This is a genomic window from Streptomyces sp. NPDC090106 (genome assembly GCF_044747265.1).
GTDB lineage: Bacteria > Actinomycetota > Actinomycetes > Streptomycetales > Streptomycetaceae > Streptomyces.
Genome location: NZ_JBIVDS010000011.1, coordinates 164,403 through 189,584 on the forward strand (window position 1 = coordinate 164,403; position 25,182 = coordinate 189,584).

At 70.8% G+C, this 25,182-nt stretch carries 18 protein-coding genes and 2 pseudogenes; 3 read left to right on the plus strand and 17 right to left on the minus strand.

Going from position 1 to position 25,182, the window contains the following annotated elements:
* Positions 1 to 215 precede the first annotated feature (215 nt).
* On the minus strand, positions 216 to 2,177 hold the full coding sequence (locus tag ACIPSE_RS32425) for an Ig-like domain repeat protein (RefSeq protein WP_401669606.1): 1,962 nt from the start codon (positions 2,175 to 2,177) through the stop codon (positions 216 to 218).
* A gap of 1,371 nt (positions 2,178 to 3,548) precedes the next feature.
* Here ACIPSE_RS32425 and ACIPSE_RS32430 point away from each other — a divergent pair.
* From ACIPSE_RS32430 to ACIPSE_RS32440, 3 genes are all read left to right on the plus strand, one after another.
* Positions 3,549 to 3,971, plus strand: coding sequence for a response regulator (locus ACIPSE_RS32430; RefSeq protein WP_401669608.1), 423 nt, complete (start codon positions 3,549 to 3,551; stop codon positions 3,969 to 3,971).
* Between the two features lie 350 nt (positions 3,972 to 4,321).
* A complete protein-coding gene (locus ACIPSE_RS32435; protein ID WP_401669611.1) occupies positions 4,322 to 4,546 on the plus strand; it encodes a hypothetical protein in 225 nt (74 codons plus the stop codon).
* 260 nt (positions 4,547 to 4,806) lie between these two features.
* Entirely contained in the window at positions 4,807 to 5,268 is a 462-nt protein-coding gene (locus ACIPSE_RS32440) for a hypothetical protein (RefSeq protein WP_401669614.1), read from the plus strand.
* 59 nt (positions 5,269 to 5,327) lie between these two features.
* Here ACIPSE_RS32440 and ACIPSE_RS32445 read toward each other — a convergent pair whose 3' ends face one another.
* The 16 genes and pseudogenes from ACIPSE_RS32445 to ACIPSE_RS32520 form a co-directional block, all read right to left on the minus strand.
* Positions 5,328 to 6,356 carry a serine hydrolase domain-containing protein gene (locus tag ACIPSE_RS32445; RefSeq protein WP_401669617.1) on the minus strand — a complete coding sequence of 343 codons (1,029 nt, stop codon included), beginning with the start codon at positions 6,354 to 6,356 and terminating at the stop codon, positions 5,328 to 5,330.
* A complete protein-coding gene (locus tag ACIPSE_RS32450; RefSeq protein WP_401669619.1) occupies positions 6,357 to 7,274 on the minus strand; it encodes a DUF6895 family protein in 918 nt (305 codons plus the stop codon). It lies immediately after the preceding gene.
* The gene (locus tag ACIPSE_RS32455; RefSeq protein WP_401669622.1) at positions 7,271 to 8,194 is read right to left on the minus strand and encodes a DUF6895 family protein; all 924 of its coding nucleotides are present in this window, start codon (positions 8,192 to 8,194) and stop codon (positions 7,271 to 7,273) included. Before ACIPSE_RS32455 ends, ACIPSE_RS32450 begins: the two co-directional genes overlap by 4 nt.
* Positions 8,191 to 8,874, minus strand: coding sequence for a hypothetical protein (locus tag ACIPSE_RS32460; RefSeq protein WP_401669624.1), 684 nt, complete (start codon positions 8,872 to 8,874; stop codon positions 8,191 to 8,193). Before ACIPSE_RS32460 ends, ACIPSE_RS32455 begins: the two co-directional genes overlap by 4 nt.
* 16 nt (positions 8,875 to 8,890) lie before the next feature.
* Positions 8,891 to 9,079: a hypothetical protein gene (locus ACIPSE_RS32465; protein ID WP_401669626.1), complete on the minus strand. Its 189-nt coding sequence runs from the start codon at positions 9,077 to 9,079 to the stop codon at positions 8,891 to 8,893.
* 615 nt (positions 9,080 to 9,694) lie between these two features.
* On the minus strand, positions 9,695 to 10,237 hold the full coding sequence (locus ACIPSE_RS32470; protein WP_401669628.1) for an SMI1/KNR4 family protein: 543 nt from the start codon (positions 10,235 to 10,237) through the stop codon (positions 9,695 to 9,697).
* Between the two features lie 41 nt (positions 10,238 to 10,278).
* Positions 10,279 to 10,971 carry a DUF2238 domain-containing protein gene (locus tag ACIPSE_RS32475; protein ID WP_401669631.1) on the minus strand — a complete coding sequence of 231 codons (693 nt, stop codon included), beginning with the start codon at positions 10,969 to 10,971 and terminating at the stop codon, positions 10,279 to 10,281.
* Positions 10,972 to 11,079: 108 nt separating this feature from the next.
* The gene (locus ACIPSE_RS32480; RefSeq protein WP_401669634.1) at positions 11,080 to 11,526 is read right to left on the minus strand and encodes a DUF5707 domain-containing protein; all 447 of its coding nucleotides are present in this window, start codon (positions 11,524 to 11,526) and stop codon (positions 11,080 to 11,082) included.
* Positions 11,527 to 11,727: 201 nt separating this feature from the next.
* Positions 11,728 to 12,378: pseudogene (locus ACIPSE_RS32485) on the minus strand (polysaccharide lyase family 7 protein); the annotation flags it as partial.
* 1,143 nt (positions 12,379 to 13,521) lie between these two features.
* A pseudogene (locus ACIPSE_RS32490) lies at positions 13,522 to 14,178 on the minus strand (cysteine/serine endopeptidase inhibitor); the annotation flags it as partial.
* 237 nt (positions 14,179 to 14,415) lie between these two features.
* Positions 14,416 to 17,337, minus strand: coding sequence for a WXG100 family type VII secretion target (locus tag ACIPSE_RS32495; RefSeq protein WP_401669636.1), 2,922 nt, complete (start codon positions 17,335 to 17,337; stop codon positions 14,416 to 14,418).
* Between the two features lie 112 nt (positions 17,338 to 17,449).
* Positions 17,450 to 18,064, minus strand: a complete 615-nt coding sequence (locus ACIPSE_RS32500; protein WP_401669638.1) for a hypothetical protein — start codon at positions 18,062 to 18,064, stop codon at positions 17,450 to 17,452.
* A 2-nt stretch (positions 18,065 to 18,066) separates the two neighbouring features.
* Positions 18,067 to 18,357 (minus strand): hypothetical protein, encoded by a 291-nt coding sequence (locus tag ACIPSE_RS32505; RefSeq protein ID WP_401669640.1) that lies wholly within the window; start codon positions 18,355 to 18,357, stop codon positions 18,067 to 18,069.
* A 35-nt stretch (positions 18,358 to 18,392) separates the two neighbouring features.
* The gene (locus ACIPSE_RS32510; protein ID WP_401669642.1) at positions 18,393 to 18,773 is read right to left on the minus strand and encodes a WXG100 family type VII secretion target; all 381 of its coding nucleotides are present in this window, start codon (positions 18,771 to 18,773) and stop codon (positions 18,393 to 18,395) included.
* A 98-nt stretch (positions 18,774 to 18,871) separates the two neighbouring features.
* On the minus strand, positions 18,872 to 22,207 hold the full coding sequence (locus tag ACIPSE_RS32515) for a right-handed parallel beta-helix repeat-containing protein (protein WP_401669644.1): 3,336 nt from the start codon (positions 22,205 to 22,207) through the stop codon (positions 18,872 to 18,874).
* Between the two features lie 47 nt (positions 22,208 to 22,254).
* Positions 22,255 to 25,182: a hypothetical protein gene (locus tag ACIPSE_RS32520; RefSeq protein ID WP_401669646.1), complete on the minus strand. Its 2,928-nt coding sequence runs from the start codon at positions 25,180 to 25,182 to the stop codon at positions 22,255 to 22,257.

A 25,182-nucleotide genomic window follows, 5' to 3' on the forward strand; every position in this document is an offset into this window, starting at 1 on the left:
GAGGGGGCACAGCAGGCTCTTCCGCCGCGCCCTCTCTGTCGCTCTTGTTTGGTTGGATCGCGAACTGCGGTGTGACCGCAAGCAGTCAGCCGTCAGTGCGCTTCGCGGCGCGGGCTTCCCTCCGCCGCTCCGCAGCAATGCGGGAGAAGTGCGCCCAGGGCGCCGCGGGGGCGCCCTGGGCGGTGTCGTCGACTATCGAGGTCGGTCGTTCATGCTCAGCTGGTGAAGGTGAAGTACTTCCAGGAGCCGTAGGTCGTGGTGTTGACGCTGTCGCCCGAGCCGCTGATGTAGGAGTTGCGGACCCGGAAGCGGATGCCCTTGGGCGGGGTGCCGGTCAGCTGGACGGCGGACTTGCCGGCGGAGTCGAGCTTGAAGTAGTCGCCGTACGTGGTGATCCAGCTGGTCCCCGACCAGTACTGGACCTGGAGCTTCTGCTTGCGGTTGGGGTACGGCGGCAGCTTCGCGGTGACCAACGGGTCCTTGGACTGGCGGAAGAAGAGATACGTGTGGTTCCACGTGTACTTCGTCTTGTAGGAGCCGCTGACCGACGTGGAGATCGACACCTTGGCGCCGACCGTGCTCTGCACGGACTTCGGGGCGTAGCGCGCGTCCCCGGCGAACTTCGCCGTCAGCTCCGTCTTGCGCTTGAGGTCGACGACGACGGACAGGTTCCCCGCGGAGTTGACGGTGCCGGTCTTCACCAGCTTGTTCGGCTTGTCCGCGCCGTAGGGGTTGGCCCAGATCTCCACCTTGCGGTTCTTGTACGTGCTGCCGAGGTGCGCGGTGAACTTCACGTCCTGGCCGTACGAGTAGACCTTGCCGTTGTTGTTCAGCGTCAGCGTCGGCGTGGCCCGGGAGACGTCGACGGTGTCGCCGGTGGAGGCGCCGTTGTGTTCGGCGTCGCCCGCGTACGTCACCGTGTACTTCACCTTGCCGCCGGCCGGCGGGGTGTCCGTGAAGCTGAACTTGCCTCCCGCGGCGAGGGACTTGGTGCCCAGCGACTTGCCGCCCGGCGACTCCGTGTCGGTGCGGGTGACCGTGACCGGGGTGCCGGCGGGCAGAGCGAGGTTGGCGGTGAGCGTGCCGGTCACCGTCAGGGTCTTGGCCCGCGCGGCGGAGGCCGGGGCGTTCACGGTGAGCGTCGTCGCGTACTTGCGGGGTTCGTCGACGACCCGGAACTGGGGTGTGTAGTAGGTGTCGGTGATGACGAGCAGCTTGCTGCCGTCCGCCGACCATTCGGTGGTGTGGCCGCCCCACGGCATCCAGTCGTGCGACAGGTTGCGCACGCTGGCCGGCTTGCTCGCGTCGGTGGAGAAGACGTAGGTGTCACCGATGTCGTCGGTGTCGAGGACGGTGGCCGCGACCGTGCCGTCCGGAGCGACGGACACCGTCTCCGGCTGCGAGGGGACGGGGTAGGTGCGCACCTCGGCCAGGTCAGAGAGACGGTACTCGGTGAGCGCCCGGGTGCCGGGTCCGGCGACGACGACGTTCTGCCCGTCGGGGGTGAGGGCGGCGTCCTTGTAGAAGCCGCCCTTGTCAGCGGTGACCTTGAGCACCGGGGTGCCGGAGGAGATGTCGTAGACGACGATCGGCCCGGAGCTGATGCCGGAGTCGAGAGCGAGGAGCGTGCCCGGGTTGTCGGGGTCGGCGTAGAGCTCGGGCGGGGTGGCGAAGTCGTGGCCCACCGCCAGGTCGAGGGTGACCGTCGGGGTCTGGGCGGTCAGATCGACCACACCGAGCCCAGAGTCCCACTGGTCCCCGTAGCCGAACCACAGCTTGCCGTCCGTGTAGGCCAGCCGGGAGGGGATGGTCTTGTCGCCGGTGGCGTACTCGGCGGTCTGTGCGAGCGTCGCCGTGTCGAAGGCGACGATCTTGTCGGCGCCGTAGACCGCGGCGTAGAGCGTCCCGCCTTCGGTGCTAAGGGTGAGGTCACGGACCTGGGGGAGGCCGGTGAGGGTGCCGATGACGGCCCCGGTGGGGTCGGTGACGGCGATCTGGTTCGTGGACCGGTCGCTGATGAAGACGCGGCCGTGCACGGCGTCCACCACCATGTCGGTGGCGTCCTCGAGGACCGTGACGGGCTTGACGGAGTCGGCGTACGCCGGAGTGACGGCCAGTGCCGCCGAACTGAAGAGGACCGCCAGTGTGGTGGCGGCCGCGAGGGAGCGCTTGCGCACTAGGTTTTCGAACCCCCCGGAACGAATGCGGATGCCCACGCGCGCGGCCCCGTACCCATGGGGGGGCCTGTGCGTCACGTGTGGCGAGTGAGCGAAGAATAGGTCATACGACTGACACCGCCGCCACCGGGTTTGTCACGCGGGCCGGCTCCGGTACGAGTTCGTGCGGTTCCACCGCGAGGAGCGGCGCGGGATCCGGCCCCTGTTGCGGCCTGCCTGCTTGGAGGGTCGGACGTCCGTCGGCGGCCAACTTCTCTACGACCGGTCGATGAGAAAGATCCCCGCTTGGCCGACCGATGCCCAAGCCGCCGACATCAGACCCTCGCAATCCGGACGATAATTACCCAAAACGGTCTCCAACAAGTGCAGTTAAGGGACCGAAGGGACTGGATCTCGACGGAATGCAGCGTTCCGCCCGCGTGCTGGAACAGCACCCGGATGCCAGTCGGCGACGACGATGAGGAGACAGAGCCGGTGCCCCGAAAGACATGGAGGAGAACGCCAGCAGCGCGCGAGGATGGTGCGGGAATGAATGATCAGGTTCCCGCTGCGTATCCGGCGATGGTGTTCGACCGGGACCACGTGCCCGTACTCGTCGGCAGATCGGCGCCGGCCCGGCACTTCGCAGTGGGAGGCGCCCGTGTCGTCATAGGTCCGAGCGGAACAGTGGTCGTCACGGAAGCGTGTGACACACCCACCCAAAGGGGCGTGTGGAGCGCTGACAAGGTCCGCTTGATCGGGCCCGCACCGGCCTCGGTCACGGAACGGCTCATAGGAACGCCCTGGACGTGAACGACGGCTCGTGGCCGATCCACATCGCGGTCCGCGTCGGCGGGGAAGTCGTGTACCTGGGTACCGCCGAAGTGAGCCGAGCGGACGCTTCCGATGGTGTCCTCATCGACTGCGAACTGCGCTTTGAGACGCCCTTGAGCAGAGAACTCCTCAACCAGGCACGCCCACCACTCCCCCTGCGCAGTTCTCCCTCTTCGAGGCCTCCTTGAGCGCCGACTACGTCGCCCTGACTTCCAAACTCACCGCACCCAGGTCAAGCAGCTCACCGAAGCACCCTGGATCCGCCGGCCGACCTGCCGATCGACTGGAACCGCTTCGATGGCTGATCCCGAAGAGGTCAGCCGACCATTACCTTGGCAGGCCGCCTCCTGAACTCCTACAGGTTTGCAGCGGACGAATGACCGGGGGAGGCACCGTCCTTACGAAGACGCCAACGGCAGCACACGTTGCCTGTCTGTCGTGGGTGTGCGCAACGGAGTTGCCGCTGACAATGGTTGCCGGGATCATGCAGACCTCAGTGGTGAGGACTGCCGGATTCACGCAATGCGATCGCCTGACGAGGACCCCAGCATTGATTTCATGATCAAAGTGCTCGTCGTGGAGGACACGCAGGCGATGCCGCCGGGCCGACCGCTCTCCTCGGCGGCGAGTTCGGCATCGGGGTCGTACGTCAGGTCGCCGACGCGGGTCGAGGCTCTGGATCCCGCAGAACACGTGTGTCCGAACGCCGCACTCATCGGCATCGACCTTCCGGGCATGGACGGGATCGCACTGGCGAGCGCGTTGTCCAGCCAGGTTCCGTCCCGCCGCGCGGCGGTGCTCACGGCCATGAACCGGCACGACCATGTCCGCCGCGCCCTCGATACGGGCGGGTCGGGCTATCCGACGAAGAGCGTCTCACCCCCGGCCCTGGCCGAAGCGGTCCGTACGGCGGTCACCGGAGGACGCGTCATCGAGCCGCCGGATTTGGCTGACACTCTTGACGAGCTACTGGAAGAGTAGAGCCCGAATCCGGAATCGAATCAACCCTGCGGGCAGGCAGGGAGAAATTCCTACTTGCTTGACTCTGCCGGGACAGGGATATCCTCGTGCGTCCCGCAGCCCTACCGGGAAAGGAAGAAGCAGCGAGGCCGAGTACAGGATCAGCTGGCATCACACGAAATACCCGAGCAATCACTTACGCGGAACCCCTGATCGTTTCGCCCCTCTACCTACGACAAGGCCGAAAAGCCCTCCCCTCTCCCCCAGGGGCAGCCGTAATCAACTTTACCTTGCTTCACGCCACATTGACTAAATCATACCTGCCAGGATCCCGCATTCTTGAGGTAAATCGGACCATGCAAAATTATCGGTTGAGTTTTCTGCTGTTCTTCGTGCCGTTCATGGTCTCCAGCGGAATCGGCAGGCTTGAGGATTCCGGGTGTCCTGCGCTTCTGGGCGGGGGTGAGGTAGCCCTGGGCGTCGCCATCACGGCCGGTTCCGTCAAAGAAATCAGGGACGCCAGGGCAAAACGCCGAACGGGCGAATCTTCGTCACGGGAAGCGAAACCTTCCAGCGACTCCCAGCTCAGAGACTGATTGCCGCATTTCCGTCTTCACTCCCCATGAGCAGCGGCACGCACAGGACCCCGCAGAACCCCGCAGAACCCGCCAGCGATGCTTGAACAAAGAAAAAGGAAAGATTGACGCAAGTGACGATCAAGATCGATCAAGCGGGAAAGCGCTTGCGCTAGGATTCCGGCACCCCTTGAATCCTGCGTCTCGGCAGCAGAGTCGCGGCGCCGGAAAGCAAGGAGCGAGCAGGCATCCCCGTCACAGTTCCTTCCGGGAGCACACCGATGCGCCGACGTCACCGCGGCAAGGTTGAAGTCGCCCTGACAGCAGCCACTCCTGACGTGATTGCAATTACGCTTCAGGAAATAGTCAGCCTTGTCGAGGTTCTCGACCATGCCCATGCGCAGATTTCACATCTGAGCGATGCAGAAAGCGACACCGTCGCCGACGCCAGCGGAGCCGCTCTCGTGCCCTCACTCTTTGCGCGGGTCGGGCTGGCTGCGATCCAGGGCTTTCATGACATTCCCCTGCTCGCCGACGAGGTCGGGCTGCTTGAGGCTGCGGTGATCAACCTGGAATCGTACGAGGGGAACGAGGTCGTACTGGTCGCCGGGTATGGATTGTTGGATCTCTTTGCGAAACGAAGGAAGAATGTCCATCCACTGCGCGAGGTGCATGGAATTCTGGCATTCAGCGAAGAGGCGGGGGATGCTGTGAGTGGATCGGCGACTCCTTCCATGACGTGACGGCGCCGGCGCGGGGCAGGCCGCGTCCTGGTGTCTTGGCGCCTCAAGGCAGTGCGGAGTCAGGCCAGTTGGCGGTCCGTGTCGTCTGCCAGTTCGTGCAGGAGGTCGTAGGCGACCGGTACGAGGTGGCAGGTGCGGAAGTGCTGGGTCGCGAGGGCGACCAGGGCCGTGCCGGATGCCGGGTGGAGTGCGGCGAAGGCTTGCTGTCCGAAGGTTGCTCCGGGGTGGAAGAGGACGGGGCCTTGTGTGGCCGGGTGTTGGAACCAGGTGAGTGTGTGGGTCTCCCGCAGCCCTCGTCCGTGGCGCAGTTGTGGGGTGCTGGCGTGTCGCAGCGCGGCGCCCAACGTTCCGCTGCCGGGGCGGAGATGGGCCTCCAGGTACGTGAGCAGGTCCCCCGGTGTGGTGCGTACGGAGGCGGCCGGCGCGAAGGCTCCCATTGATGTGACCCGCACCTGTGTGGTGCCGTCCCGGTCGTGGCCCACGGCGTCGCCGGGGGTCTCTTCCGGCTTCGCCGTGCTTGCTTTGAGGCCCAGCGGCTCCAGGACTCGTGCCCTGAGCAGGTCCAGGTAGGGCGTTCCGGTCGCCCGGGCCAGCACCTGTCCGAGCAGCGCCGCTCCGAAGTTGGAGTAGCGCCAGGCCGTGCCCGGCTTCCTCCGTGCTCGTGTGCGGGTGAACGCCTTCAGCAACTGGGCTGTTCCGTAAGCCGTGTAGGGGTTTCTTCGAGGGAACAGAACTGCGCTGGGCAGTAGTTCGGGCGGGAGCCTTGGCAGGCCCGAGGTGTGCGTGACCAGGTGGTGGAGGGTGATCCCGGTGTGGTGCGCCTGTTCGGCTCGGGGCGATACGTATCGGGTCACCGGGTCGTTGAGGGTTACTACGCCGTGCTCCGTCAGTTCCGCCAGCAGGAGTCCCGTGAACGTCTTCGTCAGTGAGCCGAGTTCGTAGCGCAGGCCCAGTCGGACGTCGTCGGGGCGGTCGGCTCGGCCTCCGCAGACCATGGTGCGTTCCCCGTTGCGGGAGACGGCCAGGACGACGTCGGGTGCGTCGATCCTGGTGATGGCCTCCCGGAGGCGGTCAGCGGTGCGGGTCACTCAGCTCAGCGCCCGGGAGGTGGCCATCGCGGAGGCGAAGGCGGCTACGAGGGTGGGGTGGTGGACGAGGTCGAAGACATCGCCGGGATCGCCCTCGGGCATGCCGTACTGGATGGGCATGGCTCCGGAAGGGGCCTGCGCGGCGGCGAAGCGCTCCCAGATGTCCGCGTCGAGGGCGGGGGTGGGCAGACAGGCGTCCACTACGAGGAGTTCACCCAATAGGTCCCAGTGCTCGCGCTGTGCCCACTCGTCGATCCAGGCCGGTAGCCATTGGGTGAGGTAGTCGGAGACGTGGGAGGGGATACGGCTGGGTGCCTCGCCCCAGTTGCTGAGGTGGAAGACGGTATGGGTGAGGTTGTAGGCGGTGTCCATCTGGAGGGTCCAGGGTTCAGGCAGTTGGCCCAGCCAGGTGCGTGCCAGGTTCTCGCGCACGTCGCCGCCCTCCGTGAGGCCGATCCTGCGTTCGGCCGCGCGCAGCGCCATCTGCCGGTTGGGCAGCACCTCCAGCGCGGCCCAGCTCCGTAGCCGCCGGGGCACCGCCAGGGCTTCCTCCAGCGCGAGGTTGCGGTAGCCGCACTCGTAGAAGGGTGCGTAGACCTCCATCGGCACCGGGGAGAGCGGCTCGCTGCGCTGGATGTCGGCGAGGAGGGCGCCGCCGTCGAGGAGTTCACGCCAGGCGAAGTCCAGCAGGGCGCCGCCCCGTTCGCGCTGGCGGGAGCCGGCGAGGCCCTCGCGGAACAACACCCGCATGTTGATGCCGAGTTCGCCGATCGGCTTCAGCCGCTCGCCCAGGGCGAGGTTGGTGGCCCGGTCGTGGTCGGTCAGGCGGAAGTGGTCGCGCTGGGCATCGAGCCAGTCCAGCGCCCGCTCGCCGACGTGGTGCAGCACGGCCGGGGAGGCAGTCGTGGCAGTCGTCATCGAGGATTCCCGTCCGCGAGTGCCAGGGTGGCCGCGAACGCCGCGACCAGGGTCGAGTGGTAGCAGGTCCGGAAGAGGTCCTGTGGCAGCGTGCCGTTCTCCGGGATGCTCCCGTCGGTGCTCTGGGCGGCGGCGAGCCGTTCCCAGGCGGTGCCGTGGCGGGCGGCGGTCGGCAGACAGGCGGCGACGGCGAGGAGTTCCCCGGCCAGGTCCCATTCCTCCTCCGCCAGCCAGCACTCCAGCCAGGCCGGAAGCCACAGCCGCAGGTAGTCGGCCGTGCGCGGGGCCATGTCGGCGCGGGCGCGGCCCCAGTCGGTGACGTGGAAGACGTCGTGGGTCAGGCCGTACGCCGTGCGGCGTTCCAGTGCCCAGGGTTCGGGGAGCGATCCGAGCCAGGTGCGGGCGAGTTCGGTGTCGAGGTCGCCGTGCGGGGTGAGCCCGATGCGCTGCTCGGCCCGCAGGACGCCCAGGGTGCGGGTGGGTGCGTCCCGGGGAACGGCCCGGGTGCGCAGCCGTGTGGTGACGCCGGCGAGGGCGTCGGCGCGGGGGTGCCGCAGGCCGGCGCGGGCGAAGGCGCCGTACAGTTCGACCGGGTAGGTGGCGTACGGCTCGCGGTGCATGAGTTCCGCGAAGAGTTCGCCGCGCGCGGTCTCCTGCCAGGCGAAGTCCAGGAGTGACCGCGCGGTCTCCCGGATGTCCGCGCGGGGGTGGGCGACGGCGATGTACCCGCTCAGTTCGGCGAGTTCGCCCAGCGGCTTCCAGGTGCGGTCGCGGTCGGCGTCGGTGACGGCGTCGTCGGGCAGCCGGAAGGAGTCCCGGGCCCGCACGAGCCAGTCGACGGCCTGCCGGGCGACCTCGTCGAGCAGTTCGGGGTCGAGAGGGGTGGTGTCCTGGGCCGTCGTGTCCCCCGCGACGGTCATCGGCCGCGTCCGAACAGGCGGTCGGCGGCGACGACATGGAGGACGACGCGGGGGTCCGCGGCGCCCCAGTTGCCGACGAAAGCGAGGCCTGCGTCGAGGCCGAGGGTGTCGGGGACATCGGGGAGGCGGGCCAGCCAGCGGCCGAGACCGGCGGCCTGGAGCCAGTCGCGGCGGCGGACGGCGCGGACGAAGCCGCGGGAGAGGTCGACGACGCGTGGGGCGAGCCGTTCCTCCAGGTCTACGGCGAGGCCCGGGACGGCGAGGGCTGCCAGTTGGGACACCTGGTGGGCCAGACGTGGCCAAGGTTCGGCCTCGGTCCAGCCCTTGTCGGGCTCACCGGAGGCGGGCCAGGCGGCGGGCAGCAACTGCCGTGCCGCTTCGGTCAGTCCGTGATGGCTCCACGCGGACACGGCGGAGCCCGCACTGGGCGGATAGGCGGTCAGGGACCGCCGTACGACCGTCTCGTCGGCCGGGTCGCGCTGTTCCGGTCGTCCGGCCGCGTAGGGCAGCAGGACGTCCGCGCCGAGGATGCGGACCGCCGCCGGGGTCAGCGGGTCCTCCGGGCGCAGGACGCGGGACAGGGCGTAGGGGCCACCCTCGCGCAGGGCGAGGGTGACCCCGTGGGCCGCTTCGGCGATCGCAGTGTTCAGGGGCGCGGCCTCCTGGGCCTGCTCAGCCAATGCGGATCCCCTCGGTTCAGCCGGACTTCTTGGGGCGGGGAGTCGGGGTCGACAGCAGCAGCCCGCCCGCGCCTGCGATGACCAGCAGAGCGGCGCATTCAGCGCTGTCGTGGTGGACACCGTCCGGCTCGGGGGCGTCGACGAGGCCCTCTACCTGGAGAGCGAGGTCAGCCGTCTCGGTCGGCAGTGTGTGTTCCATGCCCATGGGGATCAGCTCCTAGAACAGGTGGACACGCAAAAGCCTATAGGCGGTATAGATCATCGCAACTCGGGCAAAGTTTAAGAGAAAAGAGGTCAACTGACCCGGATTTTCAGCGGATGCGGGCGCCGGGCGGGCCCGGCGGCGCGGGACGGGTGCGGCACCGGGAGGCGAGGGGCAGGCAACCCCGGAATGTATGACTCTCCGTGAGGCTTTGGCCGTAGCGGGGCCTCACCTGCGCCGGGACGAGGGGGAATGGCGGAGGGGGCAGTCGTTGGAGGGGCCGACCTGGGCCGCCTCGCCGTCGTGAGGCAATGAGATTCGTGGGGCAATGAGAAAGGTCCGTCCGCACTGTGTGCGGACGGACCTTCCATCTGAGCGCCGGGCAGGCCTTGCACCTGCATTTCCCCGCAGGAAGCGGGGCGTCTTTCCTTGGACCACCAACGCAGTACCAGTCGGCCGCAGTTGCGGTGACCGGCTCTTGATCCACTATAGCGTGCCTGGGGCTGCCGGAGGCAAGGCGCCTCCGGAGTGGCGGGCATCGGAGCCACGGGCAGCCGGCGGCGGTGAAGCGTCGAGTTGGCGGCTCTGGTCTTGGTCTCTCGGCTACGCGTGGGCACGTCAGTGGGCGGTGCGGTCCCTGCCGGTCGGCTCGCGATGCGGGGAGGAGCTGTCCGAGGCCGTGTCGCGCAGCCAGTCGGCGAGCCATTGGGCCAGCGGCTGGTCCAAGGGAGCCAGGGCATGGTCCGTGCAGCAGCTGGCGGGGTCCCAGTCCCATATCTGTCCGTCGGCCGTCCTGAAGTCGATCAGCGTCCACATCGCGCATCCTCGGTCCATGAGCGGGACGATTCCCGAAGGCAGAGGGCAGTCGCGCTCGGAGAAGTCCCGGTATGTCTCCGCGATGTCCGCGCAGTCGCTGAACCAGTCGCCGGTGTCCGTCAACGACACCGCGTCCCAGGACCCGAAGCCGCCGTTGGACACTTCGAGGTAGAGCCTCCGTAACAGTTCGGGCATCGGGTGTCCTACCAGCTGCTCCACTGCGCGCACATCGGCTGGAGAGGCCGGCTCGGGCAGGCCCCGGTCGGCCACCTTCTCCCGCACGGCCAGGATCAGATCGTCGTCGGTCACCAGCAGATCCTGAAGCAGGCCAAGTCCTTTGTCCACCTGCTGAGTTGTGCTCCGGATCCCCTCCGGCGGGTCTCGGGTCAGGCCGGTGTGAGGCGGGTCAGGGCGCGGTTGTGGAGGCGGGAGAGGAGCAGGAGGGAGAGGGTGGCGCCGATGAGGCAGCAGAACATGTCCCATTGGGTGTCCCAGACATCGCCCTGGGTGCCCAGGAAGGCGTCTGCGGCGTCGCCGCCGATGACCGCGGAGAGCCACTCCAGCATCTCGAAGACCGCGCTGAAGGCGAGGCAGGCGCAGACGGTGAGCGGGGCGAGCCAACGGCTGCCGCGCAGGGGCGAGGTGCGGATGAGGAGTTCACGGACCAGGATCGCCGGGACGAAGCCCTGCACGAGATGGCCGAGGCGGTCGTAGGGGTTGCGGGACAGGCCGAGCCAGTCGCGGACCCAGTCGCCCGCGGGCACTTCGGCGTAGGTGTAGTGCCCGCCGGTCATCAGCACCAGGGCGTGCACGGCGAGCAGGCAGTACAGCAAGTTGCTGAGCGGGAACCGCTTGTGGAGGAGGATGAGGAGCGGGAGGCCCAGGACCACCCAGACCGTCTCCAGGAACCAGGTGGTCGGGTCCTTCGGGTGCCATGCCGAGACCGCCAGCGCGACGGTCACCAGCACCGCCAGCACGGCCGGCAACCGGCGTCGGCCGGACGCGGCGCCGGGCCGGCCGGTGGGCACGTGAGCTCCCTGGGTGGCGGGGGCGGCCGGCGGGGTGGGGACGGGGGACATGGGGGCTGGCTCCTTGGCGTCTGTCTGTCTGGTCGGCTTGGGGTTGGCCTCGGGCGGGTTCCCGAGGCCTCAGCGGGCGGCGGGTGCGGGCGCTCGGCTGCTAGCGGACTAGCGGACCGTGAAGTCGGCCGCGGTGGTGTCCAGGGTGGTGGTGCCGTTCTTCGCGGTGGCCAGGACGGCGACGTGCCAGGCACCCTGCGGGGAGGCCTCGGAGCCGGTGACAGCGACCTTGTAGGTGCAGTGCACGGTGTCGTCCCCAGCCGGGGCGCAGGTCGCCGACTCGGCCGCGGCCATGTCCTTCGCCGTCAGCTTCTTCTCGCTCAGGGAGGAGTCGGCCGGCCAGGCCAGCACCTTCACGCTCTTCACCCTGGAGGACGCCGTGACGTCGGTGGAGAACGTCAGCGAACCGGCACCGTCCCCGGCCGGAGCCGTGTAGCGCGCGGTGCTCTTCTCCAGCGACGGCGGCTGCTCACCGGCGTAGGCGAACGCGAAGGCACCCGCACCGCCCAGGACGACGACACCGGCGGACACGAACAGGGCGATACGTCGGGACATGGCAATCTCCGTAGCGGTAGTGAGCAGCGGTAGTGAGTGGTGCTTCCGATCGGCCCAACTTCCTTGTGCCGATGGATAGATACTCGCCGCGTGGGCAGATGCCGGGCATCTGCCCACCTACTCAACCCCACCTGAGTAGCCCGACCCGGACCACTCACGCACCGGGCACCAGAAGGACTGGACGCCCGCGATGCGCAAAGGTCAGGAGTGCGTCACGTCCAGGGCGTAGAACGAGACTCTGGCGCCCTTCGTGGAGCTGTTCGAGGCCGACTGGTTGTAGGCGCCCGCCTTGAAGTACTGCTTGTAGGACTTGAAGGAGTCGACGATCGGGTAGTGCGTGGTGCTGCCGTTCACGGTGAGGTCGATGGTGTCGCCGCCGGAGACGCCGATCGTGTAGCTCCACTTCTGGCCGACCGGGACGTTGCCCACGTCATGCAGGGTCTGGCCGCCCGCGGGCGAGTTCTCGGTGCCCAGCACGATGTCGCCGTTGGAGCGGTAGTACAGCTCCAGCAGGGGCTTCGTGGAGCCGCCGCCCTCGCCCAGGTGGATCTGGCCCACGCACACGTTGGAGGTCACCGAGTCCACGCGCAGGGTGGCGTTCATGCGGTGCGTGCCCGACAGGGACCAGTTGGCGCTGCCGCCGTCCTGGTTCATCTCCCGCAGCTCCGAGCGCGGGTACTTGGAGTTGGGCGTGGTGACGCCCGCTTCCGGTGACCAGAAGGTCAGGGCGCCGTCGGTGGCGGTGTAGAAGTAGTCGTCCTCATAGCCGCTCTGGAGCTGGGAGGCGCTGATCGTCCTCGGGGAGCCCTGGGAGCCGACCGGTTCCTGGAGCTGCCAGATTGACAGGTCGATGCCGCTGCGTCCGCCGCCGGCGGCGGCCGTGGTCTCCGGCTTCGCCGTGCTCGGCGAGGGCGACGGAGTGACCTCGCCGGTCGTCGGCCCCGTGACCGGCTGGGTGACGACGGCCGTACGGGTTCCGGGTGCGGTGGTGGTGGTCTTGTTGAAGGTGGTGAGGTAGGCGTGGGGTTGTTGTGGGGTGCCGCTGCAGGTTTCGGAGAGTTGGCCGGTGGTGGTGCAGGGTGTGTCTCTGCCGATGGCCCAGTAGGCGAGTTGCTGGATTCCCTTGTCGATGGCGAAGTCGGTGAGGCGGGTGGCGTCGTCGAGGGTGAAGGTCTCTTCTGGGGTGTCGTTGACGCCGATCATGGGGGTGTTGCCCTGCATGGCCCACAGCTCGGCGTCGCCCAGCGTGGTCCAGATGGAGGCGAGTTGGGTGTGCAGGGCGGTGGCGGCGTCGATGGCTGCCTGGCCCATGTCCTGGATCTGGCTGCCGTAGTCCATGGTCATGATGTTGACCAGGGACACGTCCACGCCTGCCTGCTGGGCGCTGTGGAGCATGGTCAGGCCGTCTGCCTGGAGGCCGTCGGTGCCGGAGGGGAGGGTGAACTGGATGTCGAGGTGGCCTTCCGCGTCCCGGATGTCCTGTTGGAGGGCTGCCAGGGCCTGGTTGCGGCGGGTGTTGGCCGCCGTGTCCGCCAGCGCCGAGCCCTCGATGTCGAAGTCCAGGCGGGTCAGGCCGTAGGTGTCCACGACCGTCCGGTACTGGGTTTTGAGGGCGTCCACTGTGGTGCAGGCCTGGGCGAGTTCGGTGCCGGCGGCGCCGCCGAAGGAGGCGATCACGTCCCCGCCGTCCGCCCGCAGTTCCTGCACCGCCGCCAGCCAGCCCTGGTCGGAGAGGGGCTGGTTGCCGTTCAACGTGGCTGTGCAGCCGCCTCCGTCCAGGACGAACGCGAGGGTGGCGTAGCGCAGGCCCGCCTCACGGGCCTGCGCCAGGACCGAGGGGGAGTTCCAGGTCTCTATGTAGGGGGCCGCGTAACGGGTCGGGAAGGCTGAACCCGTTGCCACCGGAGCCTCTCCTGCGCTCTCGGAGGGGGAAGCCGTCGGGACGGGCTGGCCGTTGGCGGTGACGAACTTCCAGGTGATGTTCTTGACCAGGCCCTTCTCCAGCGGGGCGAGCTGCTCGAACGCCGTCTGGCTCAGGTCGAGATGACCCGCGTCGCAGGACGGGCACATGTCCTTGACCGGGACCGTGATCGTCTTCCCGTTGTAGGAGACCTCCACCTCCACCCCGTCGCACAGGGGGTCGTTGTTCGGGTTCGACGACGTCCACCACTCGTGGGAGACCGCGACCAGGTCTTCGCGGGAGGCGTCCAGCACCTCGCCGCAGGCTCCGTAGCCGCTGTCGTTGTAGTACGTCATCTGGCCGGTGATCTCCTGGCCGTCGGTCGGGACATCGGCCAATGCCAGCGACACACCGCCCAACGCGACGGCCACCACGGCGACAACGCCGCCCGCGATGACCCGGTTCCGGATGGACACACACACTCCTCGACGGTTCCAGGTGGGGTTGGAGCGGTCGCCGGCCCCGTCCCGTCCGTCGGGGGAGGCGGGGAGGGGCTGGGCCGGGCGACCGTCCAGCCGATCATGGGAGAGCTGGAGGAGCGATGGTGCGGATCGGTGGGGCGTGTGCCCGGTCAGGCAGTGAGTCCGCCTGATCTGCCACCGGGGCGGGGCGCTTCGGCTGATCTGAGGGCGTTGTTGTAGGCGCGTCTCAGGTGCTTGGCGGCACGGCAGGGTGCCGCGTCGACCTCGCACTGACGGCAGTACGCGCGGTGCAACTCGTACTGTTCGAGGGCCTGTTCGGGGGAGATCTCTGGTGGGGTCGACGGGGGTCGCACGAGGGCTCCTGGCGGACAGGGAGGTGCCGGGTACCGGTGGGGGAACCGGCGCTTCCGGAGGGGTGTCGACCGGATCATGATCTTGTTACCGTGCGTAGCTCAAGGCGAGGTCCGATCGATGCCCTTGGTGACCGTGCCGGTGCCCTTCCGTACGTCAGCCGATGGAGTCCGGGATCTCCCGGGAGCGGGTGCCTCCCCAGGTCGACGCGTCCTGGCGCAGCAGGTCGAGGGCGCTGCTCCCCTCCTCGTCCTCGTCCTCGCCCTCCGGGTCCTCCTGGTCGGCCGGCCGGCCGGTGGGGTCGGCCGGTGGGGGGTCCCCGGCGTCGCCGGAGCGGGCCGGTTGGTCGCCGAGGTCGGTGGCGAGGGTCGCCGCGGCCGGGGCGGGGCGTTGGGAGGGGCGCCATGTGGTCAGTTCCGGGCCGCCCTCGTCGACTTCCGCCGTCGCGGCCTGAGTTGTGGGGGTGAATGGTGGCGGAGCCACTGTCTGCTCTGCGCGGTGTGCCGTTTCGCCTTCCTCCTCGTCCCAGATCGCCGGGGCGGCGACGGTGTAGCGGGAGGTGTCGTGCTCGTCGGTGGTCCGGTGCGCGGCGCCGCGTCCCGCCAGGCCGAACAGCAGCGGGGTGAAGCCTGCGGCGGCGACGCTCCACGCCGAGATGTCCTCGCCCTCGTCCTCCCCCGCCGGAGTGACCAACGGGACCCGGTCGTCGGGTGAGTCCGCCTGAGCGGCCGGGGCGGCGGTCGCCGCCGGTGCCTGTGGCTCCCCTGAGGTCGACTCCCGCTCTCTTCTGGCGCGTTCGGGTTGCCGGAAGGCGGAGGTGGGGCCAGCCGCGAAGGCGGTGGCGGCTGTGGCTGCGGCTGTGGCGGCCTGCTCATCGGTCGCGGTCGCGCCTTGCAAGGCCGCTGCGCCCGGTGTCGCGCCCGCGGTCGGGGCGGCGGTGGCGGCCTCGTCCGCTTCCGGGATCCATGCGGTGTCGCCCGTTTCCAGCAGGCCGGCCGCGTCCGGGCGTTCGGCGCTGGCCGTGCTTGCGCCCGTGCCCGACTGGCCCATGCCCGGCATCATCGGGAGGAAGGGCACTCCCCCGTCCGTGCTCGCACCCGCACCCGTCAGCGCCGCGCCGCCCGCCTGTGCGCCTGCCGTGGGCGCCTCCTCCGATGCCGAGGTCGTCGAGTCGTCCGACCACGGTACGACGCCCTCGCCGCCCAACAGGCCCGCCGCGTCCGGGCGTTCCGCGCCGCCCGTGCCCGCGCCGGCCCCCGCGGCTCCCGCACCCGGCATCATGGGCATCATCGGCAGGCCCGACATGCCAGACGCGCTCGTCGTCGTTCCCGACGCCGCCGGGGTCAGGGACGTCAGGCCGTCCGTGCCGGTCAGGCCCGCGCCGCCGCTCGCCACGCCCGCGACCGGCATCGTCTCGTCCAGGGAAGCCGCTCCCGTGCCTGTCCACGGTACGACTCCCTCGCCGCCCAACAGGCCTGCCGCGTCCGGGCGTTCCGCGCCGCCCGTACCCGCGCCCGCCCCGGCGGCACCCGTGCCCGGCATCATGGGCATCATCGGCAACCCCGACGAGCTGGTCGCGTCGGTCAGCCCGGGGGTGGAGACGAGGCTGGAGGCGGGGAGCGCGCTGGGGGTGACGGACGTTCCGGTGGCCGGCAGGCCCGTCGCCGTGGTGTCCGGGAGGGCTGTGGACGTGGACGCGGGGAGGCCGGTCAGGGATGTGCCGCCGGTCCAGGACTCGGGGAGTTCGGTCAGGCTCTGGCCGGTACCGGTCGAACCGGTGGTTCCCGTCGTGCCCAGGCCGCCCGTGGACCCCAGGGAGCCGGCGGGGAGGGAGGCCAGGGAGGTGAGTGGCAGCGCGGTGGGGGTGGCTGCTGTCGAACTCGTCGTTCCTGTAGCCGGGTTGAGGACCGCGTCCAGGCCGGGGTCGAGTGTGCCCGTGTACGGCGAGGCGGTCGAGCCGGCGCTTCCGGTGCCGGCCAGGTCCGGGGAGGCGAGCGTGCTCGTGTACGGGTCCGCCGTGCCGCCCGTGCCCGTGCCGAGTGTTGACCCCGTCCCCGTCCCCGTCCCCGTTCCCGTGCCCGTCGCCAGGTCCGGGGAGCTGAGCGTGCTCGTGTAGGGGCTCGCCGTGCCGCCCGTACCGCCCGTGCCGTCGTCGAGGCTTGCCAGTTCGGGGGTGGTCAGGCCGGTGCCCGTGCCGCCGGTTCCTCCGGTGCCGCTCACGTCCGGTGCGGCGAGCTCGCTGGTGTACGGGTCCGCCGTACCGCCCGTGCCGCCGGTTCCGCCGCCGGTGTTGAGCTCCGAGGTGTCCGGGGTGTTGAGCTGGTTGCCGCTGCCGCCGCTCCCTCCGCTGCCTCCGCCACTTCCACCGCTTCCGCCGTTGCCGCCCGTGGAGCCGGGGTCGTTGACCGGGGACGTCACCGGTTTCGGCTGGACGCGGCCGAGGGTCTGGCTCACCTGGGCGTAGTTGGAGGCCAGTTGCTTCAGCTGGGCGCGCATGTCGTTGGTCATCATCTCGACGATGTCGGGCCGCTGGCTGATCGGGATGAGCCCGTTCGCCATGGGCTGGACGCCGAGGCTGATGGCCTGGTTGGCGTACCAGGTGTCGATGGCGTGGATGTTGGCCTGGGCGACGGTGAGGGCGTTGGCGCTCCAGACGAGGTTCTGGCCGACGGAGCTGCCCGTGGTCCCGCCCGCGAGGGCCTCGGCGTTGGAGGCGACCTGCCGGGAGAACGTCGTCATGGTGTCGGCGAAGGCGTCGGCGGCGGCGCCCTGCCAGGGGGCGCCCTTGCCGCTCGCGAGGGCCTTGGCCTGGGCGTCGAGACTGGTGGCGACCATGGCGAGGACCTGCTGGACCTGCTGGAACTGGTTGGCGGCGGCGACCAGGGTCTGGGGGTCGGCCACGCCGGACGCCCGGGACTCGCCGCCTGCGCCCGGGGTCAGATTGGAGCCGCCGGTGATGGCGGCCATGATCTGCTTCCAGTCCCAGCTGTCGTAGTCGGCCGGGGAGCCCTGGACGCTGGGGTCGCCGTAGATCCCGCTGTCGTCCTGCGAGAACCCGTTCGCGTTGTAGTCGGGCATCGTCCGGCGCTCGCTCTCCTGAGTCGCTGCGGGACCGCACGGCTACCGGCGGCACCGGGGTGTCCGGTACCGCCGGCGGCGGAGCGGTCCGTGGGGGATCGTCGCGGGCGGGCTACTTGGTGCCGCCGCCGTTGTTCGTACCGCCTGTGGAGCCGGTGCCGGATCCGCTCGGAGTGGAGACGGTGGCACCGCTGTCCTCCGCCAGGCGCTGGAAGTCCGCTGTCGCGGAGGCGAGCAACTCGTCCAGGTCGCTCGTCTTCATCTTGTTGAGCTCTTCCGTGCTGGTGTACTTCTTGCTCATCAGCTGGGCTCCGCGGCTGATGTCCGCGAGCCCTTCGGCGAGGTCGGCCAGGGTCTTGTAGTAGCGCTCCTGGAGACCGCCGCCGCCGTTGGGGCCCGAGGTCTGGGAGCGCAGCTGGTAGGCGTCGTAGAAGGCCCCCGGCTGGGCGACGGTTGCGGAACCGGCGCGCATGCTGTCCCGGGCGGCGATGACCGTGGGGACGAGCTTCTCGATGTTCCGGGCGAACAGGTCGAGCGAGGCCGTGCTGACGACCTCGTTGCCTGATCCGCCGCCGCCCTTGGGTACGGGGGGCGGATCCGGGGTCCCTCCGGTGACCGGTCCCGTCACGGTGGCCGGACGGTGCACGCTGGTCGGATCCCATGCCTGCGCCGTTCCGTCGGGGTCCGAAGAGGACGGCTCCACGGGCGTCGTCGGAACCTCTGCCATGGCTACTTGCTCCAGAGTCTGACGCCGTAGGCCCGTGCCGCCTGATATTCCTCACGGCAGTCGTCCGCAGCCTTCTGCACTGCGGCGGCCTGTCCATGCATGGCGGTGGCCGCGTTGGTCCAGTCCACCCTGCGGGTCTCGAAGGCGTCCTTGGCCTCGCTGGTCCATTCGCTGAGGGCCGAGCTGTTGCCCGAGGTGAATTCGGTGTTCAGCGAGTCGATCTCCTGCTGGAGAATGCCCAATTGCTCGATGACCTCGTTGAACGCCTGCCAGTCGATGACATACGTCGGCATGCTGCTGCTCCTTTGCCGTGCGGTGGGGTGGGTCGTCAGAAACCGATGAGTCCGACCGGCTCGGCCGTCACGGCGCCGACCTGTCGGGCGGCGCTGGTGGTCGCCTCGTGCGTACCGGACACCATGACGAGGTTCTGGCCCATGCGGCTGTGCATGTCGTCGAGGACACCCGCCACGATCGCGTAGTTCGACATCCACGAGTCGAGCGCCGCCTTGAACGCCGCGCCCGCCTCTCCCTGCCAGCCGGCCTCCGCCCGCTCGGTGAGGCTCACCATCCGCTGGTAGGACGTCCGGACGTGTTCCGCCGTCTGGAGGTGCACGTTCCCGGAAAGCTGCATTCCCTCAACTGATACCGATTCGATCGAGGAAGCCATATCTGTTCCTTTCGGTGGATCTCGCATTCGGCCAGAACCCATCCTTCACACCCGTTCGACGGGCCGACAGCGGCAGCCGTCCTTCCTGCCCGCTGTGACACACCCCCTGCCCCCGTGACCCGAGGGTCCGGATCGCGTCGTCAGGCGAGTGCCGGCGTTCCGGGCCGCTCGGCCTCCGACTCCCGCCGGTCGGTGCGGACTTCGGCCGGGCCCACGGTCGCGGAGACGGCCGCGTCGGCGAGTCGGTCCGCGGTGAGGTGTGCGTCGAAGGCACCCCGGGGGGCGGGTACGGCGGTGAAGTGGTCCGTGAGGGCCTCCAGCGTGCCGTCCGCCGGTTCGAGGCCCAGGGTGAGCAGACGGCGGACCGTGAGGCGCGCCAACTCCTCGGGCAGGTAGGGCCGGAAGTCGAGGCGCTCGGTGAACAGCCCGGCGAGCCGTGTGCCGGTGGGCCCGTCGAGGAGCGTGGAGAGGAGGGCCTGGTCGGCGGAGAGGGCGAGCACCACGTCCGGGTGGCGGGGTGCCGCCTCGGTGAACGCCGTGACGACCGCCGCGCGTTCGTCCGGGGTCCGCTGCGCGAACCACGGGTCCAGCTCGGCCAGCAGCAGTCCGCCCGACGCCTCGTCGAGGAGGTGGGAGAGGTATGCCTCGGGCTGGCCCGGCCAGCGGGACGGCACCGCCGACAGGGGGACCCGGTGGACCGTACCGGTCCGTGAAACGCCCAGTTCGGCCAGGGACTTGGCGTAGAGGACGGCGACCGCGTCCCGGCCGCTGCCCTCGGGGCCGACGAGCACCAGGTTGGCCGTGCCGGGCGGCGCCGGGGTCCGTTGAGCCGTCGCCACCAGTTCCGCGAGGCGTGTCCCGAGGGCGCGCCGGACGTCGTCGAGGCCGATGAGCGTGGCGATACGGGCCAGCGCGGGGCTGGTGAGGTCGGCTGGCGGGGTGCCCTCGGGGGCCGGTCCCGTGGTGTCCGTCGGGGTGGGCGCCGGGTCGGGGACCGTCTCCACGTCGGCCTCGGTGAGCCGGCTCAGCTCGGCGTTGCTGTCCGGGGCGGACAGGGCGAGACGGGACGCCTGCTTGCTGATCATCGTCTCGAAGAGCTGGCGAGCCACGCGGCCGTTGCCGAACGTGGGGCCCTTCGGGATGCGTTCGAAGTAGCGGGCGACCGCGTCGAAGGCGTCCTCGGTCAGTTCGTAGTAGTGCTTGCCGCACAACCCCCGCACGATGGTGACCAGTTCGTCGACCGTGTAGTTGGGGAACTCCACCGTCCGCGAGAACCGGGACGCCATCCCCGGGTTGGAGGCGAGGAACTGGTCCATCTGGGCGCTGTATCCGGCGACGATGACGACGATCTCGTCGCGGTGGTCCTCCATCAGCTTCATCAGCGTCTCGACGGCCTCCTGACCGAAGTCCGGGCCGGTGCCCTTGGACTGGTTGGTCAGGGTGTACGCCTCGTCGATGAACAGGACGCCGCCGAGGGCCCGGTTGACGACCTCGGTGGTCTTGATGGCGGTGCCGCCGATGATCTGGGCCACCAGGTCGGCGCGGGACACCTCGACGATGTGGCCCTGGCTGAGGATTCCGAGTTCGGCGAGGACGGCGCCGTAGAGCCGGGCGACCGTGGTCTTGCCGGTGCCCGGCGGGCCCGCGAAGACCAGGTGGCGGCTCATCGGAGGCATGGGCAGGCCCATCTCCTCCCGCAGCCGGGTCATGCGGTTGAGGTTGATGAGGCCGGTGACCTCCTGCTTGACGCTGTCCAGGCCGACCAGGGCGTCCATCTCGGCGAGCGGTCCTGTGCCGGTGTGCCGGGCGGTGGGCGACGGCTGTCCGGACGGACCGCCAGGCGTCGTGGGGGCGGGGTCCGGGCGGGCGGCGCCGTCCTGGGGCGTCGGGCCTTGACGGTCGGGGTGCGGGTCGTCCGGGGCGTCCGCGCCGGTGACGTCGACGACGGTGAGGCGGGCGCCGGAGCGCATGCGGTGCAGGGCCCGGCCGCCGTTGTCGCGGAGCTCGCAGCTCTGGACGCGGACCGGTTCCTCGGTGTTCACGCGGATGCCGTCCCCGGCGTTGTCGGAGACGACGCAGTGCTCCAACTCGGCCCGGGAGGTGGCCTGGAGATGCACGCCGTGGCCGCGCGCGCCGTGCACCCGGCAGCCCAGCGCGGTGAGCCGGCCGCCCCCGGACACCCGCAGCCCGTCGGTGTCGGAGCCGCCGATCTCGGTGTCCTTCAGCTCCAGCCCGGCGTCCGCGCCGACGACCGCGCCGGAGGCGGTGAGGACACAGGACTCGGCCAGGGCGCTCGCCCCGGTCAGGGCGAGTGCCGGGCCGTCGGCGGCGCGCAGCCGCAGCTCGTGCAGCCGCCCGGTGGCACCCTCCGTCAACTCCAAGGCCGCGCCCGGGCGTTCGGTGGAGATCTCCGACTCGCGCAGGGTGAGCACGGCGCCGCGTCCGGCCAGGACGCCAGTGCTGCCCGCGTTCACCGTCAGCCGGTCGCCCTCCACGACGGCCCCGTCACCGGCCAGCACGCCCCGGTCGGTGCCGCGGACGGTGAGGCCGCGCAGGACGGGCCGGCTGCCGCCGTCGGCCAGGACGCCGAGCGGCGTGCCGTCGACGGCGCAGTCCTCCAGGCGCGGGGCCGACGCCTCCGTGATCCGCACCGCTCCCCGGGCGGCGCCGGACAGGGTGCAGCCGCGCAGCACGGGTGCGGCGCCGCCCGCGACGAGCACGGACTCGCCGCCCGAGCCGGTGAACGCACAGTCGGTCAGGGTGGTTTCGGCGCCGCTGGTCAGGTAGGCGTCGAGCCCCGCGCTGCCGGAGACCGTCACCCGCAGGAGGTCCAGGCGGCCGTTCTGCTCGGCCACGAGGGCGGGTTGGCCGCTGCCGGTGACGGCGGTGTCCTCGACGGTGCCGTGCGCCTGCCCGTTGACGCAGACGCCGTTGCCGCCGGGATCGACGAGGCGGCACTGCCGTACCGTCAGACGGCCGCGTTCGGTGACGACGACCGCCGAGGAGCGGGTCTGCTCGACGGTGGTGCCCTCGACGACGTTCTGGCCCGACGAGGTCACCACGATGCCGGCGCCGCCCGGGCCGCGCACCCGGCAGGAGCGGGCGATGAGGGTGCCCTGGTGCCAGGCGAGCACGGCCGCCCAGGCTTCGTCGCCGGAGACCGCGCACGCCTCCAGGGCAGCCTCGCCCCGGCGGACCTCCACCACCGGGGTCTGCTCGCCGCCGCCCGTCAGGGTGAGACCGGAGAGCCGGACCGCCTCGGCGTCGACGACGACGGCGCTGTCACCCGCCCCGTCGATCACCACCCCGTCGGCCCCCGCGGCCAGGGTCACGACCCGGTCGACCACCAGCGACTCCCGGTAGGTGCCCGGCGAGATGGTGATGAGCGCCCCGTCGGCCGCCGCGGACAGGGCCGCGCCGATCGTGCGGTGCGGCGCGGAGCCGTCCTGGGAGACCAGCAAGACCTGCCGGCTCATGAGTCGTCCTCGATTCGGGGAGGGAAGCGGCCAAGTGTGTTGGAACGTCAGGGGTGTTCGGGGGCGGTGAGCAGGCCCGGGGGTGCGCCGAAGCGGTGTGCGACGGTGTCGGGAGGCGCGGGCGCCCGCCTGCCCTCGGCGGCTCCCTCCTCGGCGGTCCGCCAGGCCTGGTGGGCCTTCTCCAGGCCGGACAGGGCCAGGTCGTCGACCGGCGTCCGGCCCGCCTCGACACGGCCGTCCGGGCCGATCTCCGAGGCGGACAGCTCGCGCAGCAGCACGGCGGGGCGCTCGCCCTCGCGGGTGGCGAGGACCTTGAAGCTGGTCCCGGGCAGGAAGAGGACCCGGTCGGCCGGTTCCGGGTCGAGCAGCGCGGTCCGGCGCGCGGTCATGGACCAGATGACGAAGTCGACGTCGCCGGGGAGGGCCGCGGCCGAGGTCAGCGCCCAGCAGAACGCCCACTCGGTGACCAGGCGGCGCCCGGCGTACCAGGCCCGTTCGGCGTCGTCGAGCCGGGCGCGGAGCACCGTCGCGCCCCGGTAGGAGGGCAGGCGGCGCAGTCCGGCGGTGACACAGCGGGCCAGCGGCACGTGCGGGCCGGCGGTCGCGCCGCGGACCGCGTGGTCGAGGAGGTCGCCCTCGCCGCGCAGATAGAGGCGGGCCGCGACCAGGTCGGTGAGGACGTCCTCGGTGGAGGCGCCGCCGGTGCCGCGCAGCCCCGGTGACTGCGACAGGACGCGGGCGACCGTACCGGCGCCGTCGTTGTACTGCTGCCGGAACGCGCTCCGCAGCCACTCCCGTTCCCGGGCGATCCCCTTGGCGGGCGGCAGCGCACAGGCCGCCGCGCTCGGCACCGGCTGCGGACGCGGGCCCCCTGGCCGGGGCGGTACGGCGGTGTCGGCGGCCGGGGGTGGAGGCGCGGGTGGGGGTGGGAGTGGAGAAGCAGGTCGGGGTGGGGGTGTGGGTGTCGGAGCGGGGGCGGGCGGGGGCGCCGGGGCGGGTGTGGGGGCGGACACCAGCCGGAAGGCGGGGATCGGTGGGCGAGCGGGTGGCTCGGGGGCCTGGGCGGCGGCGGGGGCGATGGGCTGCGGATCGGGGGTGGAGGGCTGCAGATCGGGGGTGGAGGGCTGTGGTTCCGGGGCAGGGGCCAGGCCCGGATTCCGTGCCGGGTTCGGGGCCGCGTCCGGCTTCGGGTCCGAGTCCGGGATCGGGTTCGGGTCCGAGTCCGGGATCAGGATCGGGTTCGGGTTCGGGTTGGGGTGCGGGTCCCGCTTTGGGATCAGGTTGGGGTGCGGGTCCGGCTTCGGGGCCGGCTCCGGCTCCGGGTTCGGGTTCGGGTTCGGGTTCGGGAGCGTGACGCATCCCAAGTCCGTTTCCGGACCGTGCCAGTGATGGTCCATCAAATGGGTCGTCGGCGCGGACACGGCCGTCGCCGTCACTCCCCAAGGCGCCGAACCAGCCGTAGCCGCCCCGGTATCCCCCGCAGGCGAACTAGCCGTAGCCGCCCCGGTATCCCCCGCAGGCGAACCAGCCGTATCCGCCGCCGTATCCCCCGCGGGCGCCGCACCGGCCGTAGCCGTGCCCGTGATCACCGCGGGCACAACAGGACTGCTCACCAACCCCGTTGGCATCGGCGGCGGGGCCGTGACCTCCGTGGGGAGGGCCGTGTGGAAGCCGGGCCGGGTCGGGGCGGGCCGGGGCTCGGTGAGGTGGGTGGCCGGGACCAGGCAGGTCAGGGCGCGGGTGAGGGGGTCGAGGTGGGTCAGGAGGGATTCGGCGAGGTCGCGCATGCGGTCGGCGGCGCGGGCGACGGTGCCGTAGACGACACGGACGTGCCGGGGGTCGGCGGTGGCCGAGCGGACGGCGACGGCCCCCTCAGGAGGCTCGGCCGCGGGGCGTACCCACAGTCCGCCCGGCACCACTTCCAGGACCGCGTCGTCCGTGAACCGGTAGACGCCGGGGGCGATTTCGGGGGCCGCGACGGGGACGGGCCGGTGACTGAGGACCGTGGGGGCGGTGGGTCGGCCGCCGGTCGTCCGGGCCGGGAGGTAGCGCAGTTCGCGTGCCCAGGTGGCCCAGCCGAGGGTGCCGTCCTCGTCGACGGTGTGGGTGCGCGGGGTCTCCCACAGGGCGCGGCCGACGGGGAGGCCGTTGTAGAGGACGACCGGGGAGTCGAGGCGGTCGGCGAGGGCCTGGCCGTCGGTGTCGTCGCCGGGCAGGGCGAGCGGCCCGTACCGGACGAAGCGCACCTGGGAGCGGGCGCCGGGGAGGAGCGAGCCCCACAAGCGGGAGACGTCGTCGAGGGGGAGGCGGGGTGTTCCGGGGCAGCCGAGGACGACGGTGAGCAGGTCGTGGCGGCAGGCCAGCCGGGTCTGGAGCTGTCGGCGATGGCCGGTGAGCGCGCTCTCGCGGGCCCGGGGGCGCAGCCACACGCCGCTGGGGAGGGGGTCGGCGACGGCCCGTTCGCTGGTCCGCCAGGAGCGGTCGGCGACAGAGAACTCCCATAGGGGGGTGGGGAATCGGCGGGAGACGGGGACCGCCGACCGCCCCGGCCGCAGCCGCACCCACCCCGCGCCGCCGTCACCGCCACCGTCGCCGTCGCCGTCGGCCCCCGCGCCGCCGTCGCCGGGGATGTAGAGGACTCCGCCCGCGGCGGGGATCACGTCGCCGTCGCCGATCAGGACCGTGCGGTCGAGGCGGTCGGCGAGCCACTGGCCCAGCGGCAGCGCCCCGCCCCGGGGGCGGCGGCCGGTGACCAGCCGGAAGGTGCCCTCGTGGCGGCCGAGGACCGCGGCGAGCGCGGGCCAGGACGGCTCGGGGAGGTCGGTGGGGAGGTCAAGGACGACGAGTCGGTGCTCGGGGTCCTCGGGCAGGCCCTCGGCGAAGGCGAGCGCCTGCGGGTCGGCGGCGCCGCGCACATGGACCAGCAGGGCGTGCCCGGCACGGCGGCCGGTCAGCCGCAGGGCCCCTGACGCCAT

Bases quoted from the DNA above. Each gene is read 5' to 3' on its own strand.
- ACIPSE_RS32430 (WP_401669608.1), top strand. From the start codon at position 3,549: ATGATCAAAGTGCTCGTCGTGGAGGACACGCAGGCGATGCCGCCGGGC.
- ACIPSE_RS32440 (WP_401669614.1), top strand. From the start codon at position 4,807: ATGCGCCGACGTCACCGCGGCAAGGTTGAAGTCGCCCTGACAGCAGCC.
- ACIPSE_RS32450 (WP_401669619.1), bottom strand. From the start codon at position 7,274: ATGACGACTGCCACGACTGCCTCCCCGGCCGTGCTGCACCACGTCGGC.
- ACIPSE_RS32455 (WP_401669622.1), bottom strand. From the start codon at position 8,194: ATGACCGTCGCGGGGGACACGACGGCCCAGGACACCACCCCTCTCGAC.
- ACIPSE_RS32465 (WP_401669626.1), bottom strand. From the start codon at position 9,079: ATGGGCATGGAACACACACTGCCGACCGAGACGGCTGACCTCGCTCTC.
- ACIPSE_RS32475 (WP_401669631.1), bottom strand. From the start codon at position 10,971: ATGTCCCCCGTCCCCACCCCGCCGGCCGCCCCCGCCACCCAGGGAGCT.
- ACIPSE_RS32480 (WP_401669634.1), bottom strand. From the start codon at position 11,526: ATGTCCCGACGTATCGCCCTGTTCGTGTCCGCCGGTGTCGTCGTCCTG.
- ACIPSE_RS32495 (WP_401669636.1), bottom strand. From the start codon at position 17,337: ATGCCCGACTACAACGCGAACGGGTTCTCGCAGGACGACAGCGGGATC.
- ACIPSE_RS32500 (WP_401669638.1), bottom strand. From the start codon at position 18,064: ATGGCAGAGGTTCCGACGACGCCCGTGGAGCCGTCCTCTTCGGACCCC.
- ACIPSE_RS32505 (WP_401669640.1), bottom strand. From the start codon at position 18,357: ATGCCGACGTATGTCATCGACTGGCAGGCGTTCAACGAGGTCATCGAG.
- ACIPSE_RS32510 (WP_401669642.1), bottom strand. From the start codon at position 18,773: ATGGGTTCTGGCCGAATGCGAGATCCACCGAAAGGAACAGATATGGCT.
- ACIPSE_RS32515 (WP_401669644.1), bottom strand. From the start codon at position 22,207: ATGAGCCGGCAGGTCTTGCTGGTCTCCCAGGACGGCTCCGCGCCGCAC.
- ACIPSE_RS32520 (WP_401669646.1), bottom strand. From the start codon at position 25,182: ATGGCGTCAGGGGCCCTGCGGCTGACCGGCCGCCGTGCCGGGCACGCC.